An 11,872-nucleotide genomic window follows, 5' to 3' on the forward strand; every position below is an offset into this window, starting at 1 on the left:
CCGAACCGCTCTAGCCTCGCGTGAGGTAGGACGAAGTTCGTGGTCGAGGGCATCAGTGGCGATGTCAGCGGTGCGCGATAGAACGTCAGTACGACGCGTTCGAAGCGCGCTGGTGAAGGGTGATCGTGAGCATCGACGAGCTCGAGCAGGGGTTGGGCACGAGGCGACCGGATGCGGGCTTCGACCGGACCCCGCCGCAGGACATCCCGGCCGAGCAGAGCGTCCTCGGCGGGATGATGCTGTCCAAGGACGCCATCGCCGACGTGGTCGAGCAGCTCAAGGGCATGGACTTCTACCGGCCGGCCCACGAGATGGTCTTCGACGCGATCCTCGACCTGTACGGCCGCGGTGAGCCCGCCGACGCCGTCACGGTCGCCGGTGAGCTGACCAAGCGCGGTGAGATCGGCCGGATCGGCGGCGCGCCCTATCTGCACACGCTCATCTCGATGGTCCCGACGGCCGCCAACGCCGGCTACTACGCCCGCATCGTGCGCGAACGCGCCGTGCTGCGCCGACTGGTCGAGGCCGGCACCCGGATCGTCCAGCTCGGCTACGCGACCGACGGTGGCGACGTCGACGACATCGTCAACAACGCCCAGGCCGAGGTCTACGCGGTCACCGAGCAGCGCACCAGCGAGGACTACCTCCCGCTCGGCGACATCATCAACGGGACCATGGAGGAGATCGAGGCCGCAGGTCACCGCGGCGAGGGCATGGTCGGCGTCCCGACCGGCTTCCTCGAGCTCGACAAGCTGACCAACGGTCTGCACCCCGGCCAGATGATCGTCCTGGCCGCTCGGCCGGCCCTGGGCAAGTCGACCCTGGGCATCGACATCCTGCGGTCGGCGTCGATCAAGCACGGCATGGCCTCGGTGCTCTTCTCGCTCGAGATGAGCCGCAACGAGATCACGATGCGCATGCTCGCCGCCGAGGCGCGCGTCCCGCTGCAGAACATGCGCAAGGGCACCATGCGCGACGACGACTGGACCAAGCTCGCCTCGACCATGGGCCGGCTGTCCGAGGCGCCGCTGTTCATCGACGACTCGCCGAACATGTCCCTGATGGAGATCCGGGCCAAGTGCCGCCGGCTCAAGCAGCGCCACAACCTCAAGCTCGTCGTCATCGACTACCTGCAGCTGATGACCTCGGGCAAGCGCGTCGAGTCCCGCCAGCAGGAGGTCAGCGAGTTCTCGCGTGCCCTCAAGCTGCTCGCCAAGGAGCTCGAGGTCCCGGTGATCGCGATCTCCCAGCTCAACCGTGGCGCCGAGCAGCGCACCGACAAGCGCCCGCAGATGAGCGACCTTCGCGAGTCGGGGTGCCTCACTGCGGACACCAAGGTGCTGCGCGCCGACACCGGCGCCGAGACCACGATGGGCGAGCTGCACGCCGCCGGCGCGACGGACGTTCCCGTGTGGGCCCTCGACTCGTCCCTGCGGTACGTGCGGCGGCACCTGACGCACGTGTTCAGCACCGGGGTCAAGGAGACGTTCCGGCTGCGGCTCGCCTCCGGCAAGGAGATCAGCGCCACGGCGAACCACCCGTTCCTCACGTACGAGGGCTGGTCGCCGCTCGGCGAGCTCGAGGTCGGTTCCCGCGTCGCGGTCCCTCGCCACGTCCCCGGTCCGGAACAGCTGTCGGAGTGGAGCGCCCGCCGCGTCGTGCTGCTCGCTCACCTGCTCGGGGACGGATCGTTCGTCCGGCGGCAGCCCCTGCGGTATGCGTCGATCGACGAGGCGAACCTCTCGGCCGTCGCCGATGCGGCGACCGACTTCGGCATCACCGCCGTCCGGGACGAGTACCCCGCTGCCCGCTGCGCCACGATGCGACTCCCGGCGCCGTACCACCTCACCCACGGCAAGCGGAACCCGGTGGCGGAGTGGCTCGACGGCATGGAGCTCTTCGGTCGTCGGAGCCACGAGAAGTTCGTCCCGACGTCGGTGTTCCACCTGCCCAAGGCGCAGATCTCGCTCTTCCTGCGGCACCTGTGGGCCACCGACGGCTCGGTGACGGTCAACGCCAACCAGCGTGGCGGCCGGGTCTACTACGCGTCGACCTCGCGCCGTCTGGTCGACGACGTCTCGCGGCTGCTGCTCCGGTTCGGCATCTCGACCCGGATCCGCTCGGTGACCAAGCCCGGGTACCGGACCGGCTACACCCTCGACCTGTCCGGGGTGGACGACCAGCGGCGCTTCCTCCAGGAGATCGGCGTCCACGGCGCGCGCGGTGTGCAGGCAGCGAGGCTCCTCGAGATCATCCGGGACACCCAGGCCAACACCAACGTCGACACGGTCCCGCTCGGCGTCTGGGAGGACGTGCGCAAGGTCCTCGTCGACCAGGGCATGAGCCACCGCGCGTTCGCCGCGGCCATGGGGACGCAGTTCTGCGGCAGCTCGCAGCGGAAGCACGCGCCGTCCCGCGAACGCCTCGGTCGGATCGCCGAGCTCCTGAGCTCGGAGGAGCTCGAGATCATGGCGGTCAACGACCTGCTCTGGGACCGCGTCGTGGCGATCGAGCCGCTGGGCGAGCAGGAGGTGTTCGACGCGACGGTCGTCGGGCACCACAACTTCGTGGCCAACGGCATCGCCGTCCACAACAGCATCGAGCAGGATGCCGACATCGTGATCCTGCTGCACCGCGAGGACGCCTACGAGCGCGAGTCACCGCGCGCCGGCGAGGCCGACCTGATCGTGGCCAAGCACCGTAACGGCCCGACGGACACCATCGTGGTGGCCTTCCAGGGCACCTATGCGCGGTTCGTCGACATGGCGCCTGCGGGGATGTAGCACGGCCTCGGGGCGCCATGACTGCCCGACGCATGGCATCCTCGGCGCATGGCGCTTCGCACGTCCGACCCGCAGCAGGCGATCCTCTTCTGGGCTCTCTGCTGCGTGCACTCCACGACCCGCGCTCGCGAGTTCCCGACCGGTGCCGACGGTCGCCTGCGCGCCGAGGTCGAGGCCGCCCACGCCCTGATGGATCTGCGGAACCTGCTCCGGGCCGCCGAGTGGGGGATCGAGCGTCTCCCGCTGCAGCATCCGGAGATCGGCCACCTCGAGGAGTTCACCCGCCGGTTCGACGGAGCGCAGAACGCGTGGGACGCGCTGGAGCACTTCGGCGAGTACGAGTCGCGACGAGGTCGGCGCTACGCCGAGGACCCGGGTCCCCGCCTCGAGTTCTTCGTCACCCATGAGCCACCGGAGCGGGTGGTCGCGCACCTCGGGCCGCACGCGTTCGACCTCGCGGAGCTCACGAATGCCTGCTTCCAGGTCGCCGCGCGGATGACCGCGGCGGTGGACCGGGACCTGGCCGCCTCGACGCGACGGGGCTGATGATCGATCCCAGCGCGACCGGTCCCGACGCGACCGGTCCCGACGCTCAGAGCGTGACGGTCCCGCTGATGCAGGTCACGGCGTCGCCGCCGACCCAGATGTCGTCGCCGACCTGCTCGACGTGCACGCGACCGGCTCTGCCCAGCGCGGCACCCTGGGCCACGGTGTAGCGGGTCGGGAGCACCCCGGCGGGGATCAGCCACCTGGCCAGACCGGCGTTGAGGCTCCCGGTGACCGGGTCCTCCGGGATCCCCATGCCGGGCACGAACCCGCGCACCTCCACGTCGGCATCGTGCCCGTCGCCCCAGGCCCCGAGGACGCCGACGTCGAGGTCGCCCATGGCGACGAAGTCGGGACGCAGGTCGAGCACCGTGCGGGCGTCCGGCAGCACGACGCCGATCCAGGCCGGACCGTTGTCGATCCACTCGCACCGCACGATCGCGTCGTCGGGCACGCGCAGGCTGCGCACCACCTGGTCACGGACCTCGGGCTCGACCGGACCGGAGCGGCGCAGCGGAGGTGCGGCGAACGCCAGACGCCCGGCGTCCCGTCGCAGCGGGACCAGCCCGATCCCGCACTCCTGGACGGGTCCGGCATCGCTGCGCGGCTCGCCGCCGTGCTCGAGCCAGGCGTGCGCGCTGCCGAGGGTCGGGTGTCCGGCGAACGGCAGCTCGCCGCCCGGCGTGAAGATCCGCAGGCGGTAGTCGGCGGCCGGGTCGGTCGCGGGGAGCACGAACGTCGTCTCGGACAGGTTGGTCCAGCGGGCGAACGCGGCCATCGCCTCGTCCGTGATCCCGTCGGCGTCCAGGACGACGGCGACCGGGTTGCCCCGGTAGGGCGTGGCCGAGAACACGTCGACCTGGGCGAACGGGCGGCTCCTCATCGGGCCACCGTACGCATCGAGAGCCGCTGCGCGAACCAGTGCCACGGCCATGACGGACGGGTCGTCCGCAAGGGTCACCCGACCGGGTGACGCGACGGCGGGGCCGTTCCCCGCCGCCGAGGCGTACCGTATGGTCGATTTGTGACTCAGGAGCAGCAGCACGCCGTGGCACGCGTGCTGCTCGACGCCCTCACGGCACTCGACCCGCAGGACCATGCCGCGTCGGTCCGGGCCGTCCCGCTGGCCCTGGCGCAGCTCGAGAGCCTCGTCGGCGGGACGGACGACGAGGTCAACCAGGTGGCCTTCGGGGCGATGACCCTTGCCCATGCCTGCATCGCGCTCGTTGCGTCCGTGAAGGGTGTCGACCGGCTCGACGTGATCGCCGCCCTCCGTCCGCTGTTCTCGGAGGAGGTCGGCAGGCACGCCGCCTGAGCCGCTGTCCGACCTGGCGAGCGCCGCCGGAACCACGGCGACGACGATCTGGCGGACGTCACCGACCTGGGGCGCGGATGTCGCCTGCCGATCCCGACTCGTCCGCCGCGGCTGACTCGTCCGCCGCGGCTGACTCGGCTGCCCGGTCTGCGGTGGCCGCCACGGAGAAGACGACGGTCACCAGCAGGACGAGGCCGACGAGCGAGACGATGTCCCCGATCCAGGTCTGCGCGACGAGCCAGCCGCCACCCGGGCGGCCCGGCGCCTCGAGGGCCGCGTGCCAGAAGCCGTCCTGCAGCGCCCGGCCCACGACCAGCAGGAGCAGGCCCCAGGTGACGTCGCGGCCGGACGGTACGTACCTCCGTCGTGCCATGGGTCTCCTCCTCGATGTCGATCAGGCCGCAGGTCCCCGCAGCCGGGCCGGCTGCGGGGACCTGCGACGACGGACGGACTACTCGATGCAGAACCCGATGTCGACGGGAACGCTGCGGCCCGTCCAGGCGGAGTTCACGACCGCCCGGTCGGACGACGACAGCCGCAGGACGTAGCCGCACGGCTGCAGGCCACTGGTGTCCAGCGTCCAGGTCGATCCGACCGGTGCCTCCGAGGTGTTCGGGAGCACCGACGTCGTCAGCGACCCGACCGGGAGCGGGAACGGCAGGAGCGAGAAGCTCCACGAGTCGAACCACGCGTCCCGCGCGTCGTACGTGCCGTGGATCGTCATGCCCTGCGTGAACTTCCCGCAGCCCTGCTGGGCGAGCTGGCCCGGGTCGAAGGCCAGGTGCGCGGCGTTGGCCGGGTCCACCGAGGCCGCGTTGAGCGTGTTGTCCAGCTGGAAGCGCTGGGTGTCCACCACGCCGGAGCCCGACACCTCGAGGCTGGTCTCCCACAGGTCGTCGCCGATGGAGTCGATGTAGCCGAGGGTGCCGAGGGTGTTGGTCGTCCAGACCGGCCACGTCAGCCAGCCTCCGGCGCCCGGGGTGATCCAGGACCCGATGGCGTTGTTGTCGACGACGAAGAACGGGGTCATCACCGGGTTGTCGGACCCGCTGCTGGTGACGTCGCGGACGAGGAGCCGGTACGAGGTGCCGGCGAGTGCCGGGTCCGTCGGCCCGTGCACGGTGACCCGGCCGGCGAACGGGCAACCCCGCGCGTCGAGCACCGAGCCGTTGTAGGCGATGTGTGCCACCGGTGTCGTCACGCCGGTGCTCGGGTCGATCTCGCCGGTGGCGACACCGCCGACGATCGTCAGCCGCGCGACGCCGTCGTACGGCCGTCCGGGCAGGACGTGGACGTGGGTGTCGAGGCGGTTGCCCCAGTGCGGGACGGCGTCCGGGTCCGTCGTCGACGGCGGGGTGTTCCAGGACAGCACGGCGCGGACGCGGTGCAGCCCGGGCTCCTCGCACAGGCGTCGGTAGGCCGTCAGGTCGAGCGGCAGGATCGCCGCGTACGACAGGCCCGTCGCCGGCATCGTGATGTAGTCGTGCGCGGCGACCTTCACCGTGCCGAGGTACGTCGACCGGCAGTCGTCGTCGAAGTCGGCCCAGAAGGCGACGTACTCCGTCGAGCCCGCGCTGCACGGCGGACCGGAGAAGCCGGTCGGACGCTTGACCCGGAAGGTGGCGACGAGCTGGGCGGCTGCGTCGTCCAGGCCGAGGCACTCGAGCTCCTCGTACGACGTGTCGCCCTTGCCGTCGTCCAGGATGCCGAGGATGGCCCCCCAGTCGATGTCGAGCTTCGTGTAGGCGAGCGAGACGTTGGCCAGGGCGATCGGCTTGACGGCGCCGGACATCGCCATCGTGGCCTCGGCCGCGGCGAACCGGTGCGGCGGGACGGGTTCCAGGGCGAGCTTGGCGACCTTCCGGTCGACGGCGTGCTCGGCGAGGACCTTGAGCTTGTCCGGCTGGTAGATGCGCGCGAGCTTCTCGACCGAGAACGGCACCAGGACCGGCCCCTCCTTGGGCGGCAGCGGCTGCGGGTTGAGCGCCACCGGGCCGATCGGGTCCGGCTCGGGGATCGGGATCGGCAGCGCCTCGGACTCGATGAGCTTCTCGAGCACAGCCAGGTCGAGCTGCACGGCCGGCGCGAGCAGGGCGGCGATGTCGGTCGGGTAGAAGCGCCGACGCGGCCGGATCTGGACCGTGTCCTCCTGCACCTCACCCCAGACCGGGAGGTAGCCGGGATCGCCGGCGGTCGGTTCCTGCTCCCAGGACAGGATCGCGCGCACCCGCGGGAGGACCGGGGTCGCGCAGAAGCGGCGCAGCGGGCTCAGGACGACGCCCGCGACGTGCACGTACGGGTGGTCGGGCGCGCCCTCGCAGTCCTTGCCGAGCGGGACGTCGAACACCCGGGCGGCCGCGGCACCGGCGTCGACCCAGCCGGCGCCGAAGTCGACGAAGAATCGGACCCACTCGACCGAGCCCTTGGTACAGGGACCACCGCTGTACCCGGTGGCCCGTTTGATGACGATCGTCGCCTCGAGCCGGTCCCGTTCCGGGCTGTAGGACACGCAGCCGATCTCCTCGTAGCCCGTGTCGGACTTCTTGGGCTCGAGGACCGGCAGGAGGGCGGCGAGGGCGTCGTCGTTGAGCGTCCCGAAGTGGTTCGGGTTGGCGGCGATGAGCTTGCGGAACGATCTCCGTGACGGCTCGATCTCTCTGGGCATGTCATCTCCTTGACGTCAGGCCGGACGCGGGTTGCCTCCGGCTCTGCTGTCACACCCCCTGCGGGTGCGACACCGCGGGCGCCTCGCCCTGCTCCGTGCGGAGCCGGGACGTCCGTCGCCCATGTCCGGAAGGAGCCTGCTCGGGGTCCTTTGTGACGGTTGGTGCCGGGTGCGTGGTCACGGCGTGGCTGTCCCGGCTGGGACCATGGTGGGATGACCGACTTCTCGTTCGACGACCTCCGCCGGTACCCCGACATCGAGGCAGCCAACCTGTTCGCCTCCGATGCGAGCGATCGGCTGATCCTCGACGAGGCTGCCGAGGCGCTCGCGGCGGCACCGGTCGGCACGGTGTCGGTCATCGGCGACCGCTACGGCGCGCTGACCCTCGGCGCTGCGGCCCTGCACGACGCGACAGCGATCCGGACCCACCAGGACGCTCTCACCGGGGAGCGTGCCCTCGCCGCGAACGCCGAGCGGCTCGGGCTCTCGTCGGTCTACACGTCGCACCCGCTGGACGTCGCTGTCGTCGCCGGCGCGCGGGTCGTCCTGCTGCAGCTGCCGAGGTCGCTCGACGAGCTCGACGAGATCGCGGCTGTCGTCGCTGCGCACGCCGACCCGGAGGTACGGGTCTTCGCCGGCGGTCGCGTCAAGCACATGAGCCGCGCGATGAACGACGTGCTCGGACGGTACCTCGGTGTCGTCGAGGCGCGACTGGCCCGGCAGAAGTCGCGGGTCGTGGTGGCGTCCGCCCCGCGCCCGGCCGACGGTCGCCCGGCCCCGCGGTGGCCCGCCGAGGAGCGGCACGCCGACCTGGACCTGACCCTCTGCGCGCACGGTGGGGCGTTCGCCGGCACCCAGGTCGACATCGGCACCCGGTTCCTGCTCGAGAGCGCGGGCCGGATGGTGCCGGACGCGACATCGGCCCTCGATCTCGGCTGCGGCACCGCCGTCCTGGCCGTCGCCCTGGCCCGCGCGCGGCCGGGCCTGCAGGTGACGGCGACCGACGAGTCGGCGGCCGCGGTGGCCTCCGCCCGGGCCACGGCGCAGGCCAACGGGGTCGCCGACCGCGTGACGGTCGTACGTGACGACGCCGCGTCGAGCCTCCCGGACGGAGCAGTCGACCTGGTCGTGCTCAACCCGCCGTTCCACGTCGGGGCCACGGTGCACTCGGGTGTGGCGCTGCGGCTCTTCGCCGATGCCGCTCGCGTGCTCCGCCCGGGCGGTGAGCTGTGGACCGTCTGGAACTCGCACCTGGTCTACCGGCCGACCCTCGAGCGGATCGTCGGTCCGACCCGTCAGGCGGCCCGCAACGCCAAGTTCACCGTGACGGTCTCGACGAAGGCCTGACCTCGGTCAGGATGCCCCGAGCCGGTACGTGCCAGAGTGGCGGCAGGGACCGGGCGAGCCCACCGCTGCGTGGCGGCGGGACCGGCGCGGACCCGCGGACCTGCGGACCAAGGAGTGACGATGGCGACGACCGAACGTCTCGAGATCCCCGCCGAGCGGCTCGCCGGCCTGCGGCGCTACAACCTCCTCGCGGGGGTGGCGCATGCCCTGCAGGCCGCGGCCGTCATCGTGCTCGCCACGGACTTCAGCCTGCCGGTGACCGCGTCCTACATCCAAGGCCCGCCGGGGACGCCGGACTACGAGCAGGTCGTGCTCTTCGACACCTCGCTCGCCTGGGGGGTCGCGCTCTTCTTCGTGATCAGCGCCGTGGCGCACGTCTGGATCGCGTCACCGGCCGGGTTCGCCCGGTACGGGCGGGACCTCGCCGAGCAGCGGAACATCGCCCGCTGGGTCGAGTACGCGATCTCCTCGTCGGTGATGATCGTGCTGATCGCCCAGATCAACTCGGTCACCGACGTGCTCACCCTGATGGCCTTGTTCGCGGTCAACGCGTCGATGATCCTGTTCGGCTGGCTCCAGGAGAAGTACGAGGTGCCGGGCCGCGGCGGCTGGCTGCCGTTCGTCTTCGGCTGCTTCGCCGGGGCGGTGCCGTGGATCGCCTTCGCGCTCCTGCTGGCCCGGCCGGGCGCCACCGGCGACGCGACGGTGCCGGGCTTCGTCTACGGGATCGTCGTCTCGCTCTTCCTCTTCTTCAACGTCTTCGCGCTCAACCAGTGGCTGCAGTACAAGCAGGTCGGACGCTGGCGCGACTACCTGTTCGGCGAGCGCACCTACATCACCCTGAGCCTGGTCGCGAAGTCGCTGCTGGCCTGGCAGGTCTTCGCCGGGACGCTCGCCGGCTGACCGCGCCGGCCGGGCCCTGAGGGCCGGGCCGCCGGCCGTCTGCCGTCAGCAGATCTGCCGTCAGCAGACCGGGCCGCCCGACGGCGTCGTGGGGTGTGACGGTGGTCAGGTCACATCGTCCCGCGAGAGGCCCGACCATGAGTGCACCACCGATCACCGCCCGCGCCGCGGCCGCCGTCGCGCCGTTCGACGACCAGCTCGCGTCGCGTCTGCTGCACCAGCGGATCATCGTGCTGGGCGACCCGGTCGACGACGCCGTCGCCAACCGGATCTGCGCCGAGCTCCTGCTGCTCTCGGCGGAGGACCCGAGGCGCGACATCGCCCTGTACATCAACTCCCCCGGCGGCTCGATCAGTGCGGCCCTGGCCGTCTACGACACGATGCGCCTGATCCCCAACGCCGTGTCGACGCTGGCCATGGGGCTGGCCGCGAGCGCCGCACAGTTCCTGCTCTCCGCGGGGACGCCGGGGCGACGGTTCATCCTCGAGCACGCCCGGGTCCTCATGCACCAGCCGTCGGGCGGCCTCGGCGGGACGGCCGTCGACATCGCGATCCAGGCGCAGAACCTTGCGCACGTCAAGCTGACGATGCAGAGCCTGATCGCCGCGCACACCGGTCAGACGGTCGAGACCATCGAGCGCGACAGCGACCGGGACCGGTGGTTCACGGCGCGCGAGGCGCTCGAGTACGGGTTCGTGGACCGCGTCGTGACCGATCTGGGCGACGTCCGGCCCGACGGCGCACCGCAGAAGGCGGGTCTGTGATGGCCGGCCAGTACACGATCCCGATGGTCATCGAGCAGCGCCCGACCGGGGAACGCATCTCGGACGTGTTCAGCCGCCTGCTCTCGGACCGGATCATCTTCCTCGGCACCGAGATCGACGACGGGGTCGCGAACGTCGTGATCGCTCAGCTGCTGCACCTGCAGTCGGTGAGCCCGGACACTGACATCAGCCTCTACATCAACTCGCCGGGCGGCTCGTTGACCGCGCTGATGGCGATCTACGACACGATGCAGTTCGTCCGGCCCGAGGTCTCGACCTTCGCCGTCGGGCAGGCGGCGTCGGCCGCCGCCGTGTTGCTCGCGGCCGGCGCGCCGGGCAAGAGGTTCGCCCTCGAGCACGCGCGCGTCCTGCTGCACCAGCCGTCGGGTGGCGCCGAGGGAACGACCGCCGACCTGGAGATCCAGGCGCGCGAGGTCCTGCGGATGCGGGCCGAGGTCGAGCAGGTGCTCTCCCGGCACACCGGGCACGCGGTCGAGAAGCTGCGTGCGGACACCGACCGCGACCGGATCTTCGACGCGCGGCAGGCGGTGGCCTACGGACTGGTCGACGCCGTCGTCGCCACGCTCAAGCCGGGGGTGGCCGGGCAACCGGCAGTGTCCCGGCCGTCGCCGCACCTGTGAGCTGCCTGTCAATCGTTGCGTTGCGCTCCGAGCACGGCGCCCCGAGCCGATGGGCACGGTGTGGGTCGGTCATCCGGGCCACGGCGCAGTGACCTCAGCCGGATCGGAAGGACCACCATGAGCATCAGCGAGATCAGCGGCACGACCAGCCCCTACGCGTCCGCACAGCTAAGGCTCAGTGCCGGATCTGCCGGGTCCGCCGCCTCCGCGGGCCCGATGGTCGCGCGGGCGAGCGTGAGCAGCGAGTCGGAGAGCGTGCCCGCCTACATCGTCGCGGCGGCCGCGGCGCTCGGGCTGTCCACCGACGAGGTCGTGGCGGCCCTGGCCTCCGGGATGACCCTTGCGGACCTGGCCGCCCGGCAGGACGTGTCCGGCGGCGGTCAGGTCACGTCTGCGACGCCCGACGGGGCGGTGCCCACCGAGGAAGGTCGGGTCGTCGACGTCACGGTGTGACGACCCTGAGGACGGTGTGACGATCTGAGGCGGGCCGACGCCACGTCTCAGGCGGCGAGCAGGGTCTCAGGCGGCGCGCAAGGTCGCCTGGAGCCCGGCCCGCTCCGCCGGTTCGAGTGCGCTCCGCGGGCCGGTCCGCGCGCCGAGCCCGGCGCGGGCGGTCAGATCGAGGACCGGTGCGCGGTCCGCGAGCTCGGCGTGCGCGTCGCCGACCAGGTCGACCAGCCGCATGCCGAGGGCGGCGCACACCGCGATGAGCACCTCGGACGACGCCTCCTTGCGGCCCCGCTCGATCTCGGAGAGGTAGGCGACCGACACGCGGGCGCTCGCGGCGACGTCGCGCAGCGTGCGCCCCTGCGCCTCGCGGCGGCTGCGCAGGATGCCGCCGACGAGCCGCCGCAGCAGCGGTTCGGGTCCCATCGGGCCTCCGTCGTCGTCGGGTGCGTCCTGCTCTC

At 71.6% G+C, this 11,872-nt stretch carries 12 protein-coding genes; 8 read left to right on the forward strand and 4 right to left on the reverse strand.

The window, feature by feature from the left end:
* Nucleotides 1-125: 125 nt before the first annotated feature.
* Both K415_RS0107075 and K415_RS0107080 read left to right on the forward strand, forming a co-directional pair.
* The gene (locus K415_RS0107075) at nucleotides 126-2,783 is read left to right on the forward strand and encodes a replicative DNA helicase (RefSeq protein WP_024286376.1); all 2,658 of its coding nucleotides are present in this window, start codon (nucleotides 126-128) and stop codon (nucleotides 2,781-2,783) included.
* Nucleotides 2,784-2,831: 48 nt separating this feature from the next.
* On the forward strand, nucleotides 2,832-3,329 hold the full coding sequence (locus K415_RS0107080; protein ID WP_024286377.1) for a hypothetical protein: 498 nt from the start codon (nucleotides 2,832-2,834) through the stop codon (nucleotides 3,327-3,329).
* A gap of 46 nt (nucleotides 3,330-3,375) precedes the next feature.
* Here K415_RS0107080 and K415_RS0107085 read toward each other — a convergent pair whose 3' ends face one another.
* Complete coding sequence (locus tag K415_RS0107085) at nucleotides 3,376-4,212, reverse strand: PhzF family phenazine biosynthesis protein (RefSeq protein ID WP_024286378.1); 837 nt, start codon at nucleotides 4,210-4,212, stop codon at nucleotides 3,376-3,378.
* 141 nt (nucleotides 4,213-4,353) lie between these two features.
* Between K415_RS0107085 and K415_RS0107090 the strand changes: the two genes are divergently transcribed.
* Entirely contained in the window at nucleotides 4,354-4,644 is a 291-nt protein-coding gene (locus K415_RS0107090) for a hypothetical protein (RefSeq protein ID WP_155859388.1), read from the forward strand.
* A gap of 58 nt (nucleotides 4,645-4,702) precedes the next feature.
* Here K415_RS0107090 and K415_RS0107095 read toward each other — a convergent pair whose 3' ends face one another.
* The gene (locus tag K415_RS0107095; protein WP_024286380.1) at nucleotides 4,703-5,017 is read right to left on the reverse strand and encodes a hypothetical protein; all 315 of its coding nucleotides are present in this window, start codon (nucleotides 5,015-5,017) and stop codon (nucleotides 4,703-4,705) included.
* A gap of 78 nt (nucleotides 5,018-5,095) precedes the next feature.
* Nucleotides 5,096-7,309: a hypothetical protein gene (locus K415_RS0107100; protein WP_024286381.1), complete on the reverse strand. Its 2,214-nt coding sequence runs from the start codon at nucleotides 7,307-7,309 to the stop codon at nucleotides 5,096-5,098.
* 213 nt (nucleotides 7,310-7,522) lie between these two features.
* Here K415_RS0107100 and K415_RS0107105 point away from each other — a divergent pair, with 213 nt between their 5' ends.
* The 5 genes from K415_RS0107105 (at nucleotide 7,523) to K415_RS21575 (ending at nucleotide 11,417) form a co-directional block, all read left to right on the forward strand.
* Nucleotides 7,523-8,656 (forward strand): class I SAM-dependent methyltransferase, encoded by a 1,134-nt coding sequence (locus tag K415_RS0107105; RefSeq protein WP_024286382.1) that lies wholly within the window; start codon nucleotides 7,523-7,525, stop codon nucleotides 8,654-8,656.
* Between the two features lie 120 nt (nucleotides 8,657-8,776).
* Nucleotides 8,777-9,559, forward strand: a complete 783-nt coding sequence (gene heR / locus K415_RS0107110) for a heliorhodopsin HeR (protein WP_024286383.1) — start codon at nucleotides 8,777-8,779, stop codon at nucleotides 9,557-9,559.
* Between the two features lie 137 nt (nucleotides 9,560-9,696).
* On the forward strand, nucleotides 9,697-10,323 hold the full coding sequence (locus K415_RS0107115; RefSeq protein ID WP_029663309.1) for a ClpP family protease: 627 nt from the start codon (nucleotides 9,697-9,699) through the stop codon (nucleotides 10,321-10,323).
* Entirely contained in the window at nucleotides 10,323-10,964 is a 642-nt protein-coding gene (locus K415_RS0107120; RefSeq protein WP_024286385.1) for a ClpP family protease, read from the forward strand. Before K415_RS0107115 ends, K415_RS0107120 begins: the two co-directional genes overlap by 1 nt.
* A 117-nt stretch (nucleotides 10,965-11,081) precedes the next feature.
* Complete coding sequence (locus K415_RS21575; RefSeq protein ID WP_024286386.1) at nucleotides 11,082-11,417, forward strand: hypothetical protein; 336 nt, start codon at nucleotides 11,082-11,084, stop codon at nucleotides 11,415-11,417.
* Nucleotides 11,418-11,483: 66 nt separating this feature from the next.
* On the opposite strand, the gene K415_RS0107130 is transcribed toward K415_RS21575, so the two are convergent.
* Nucleotides 11,484-11,837, reverse strand: a complete 354-nt coding sequence (locus K415_RS0107130) for a helix-turn-helix domain-containing protein (protein ID WP_081784928.1) — start codon at nucleotides 11,835-11,837, stop codon at nucleotides 11,484-11,486.
* Nucleotides 11,838-11,872: the final 35 nt, after the last annotated feature.

This window comes from Cellulomonas sp. KRMCY2 (assembly GCF_000526515.1).
Lineage (GTDB): Bacteria > Actinomycetota > Actinomycetes > Actinomycetales > Cellulomonadaceae > Actinotalea.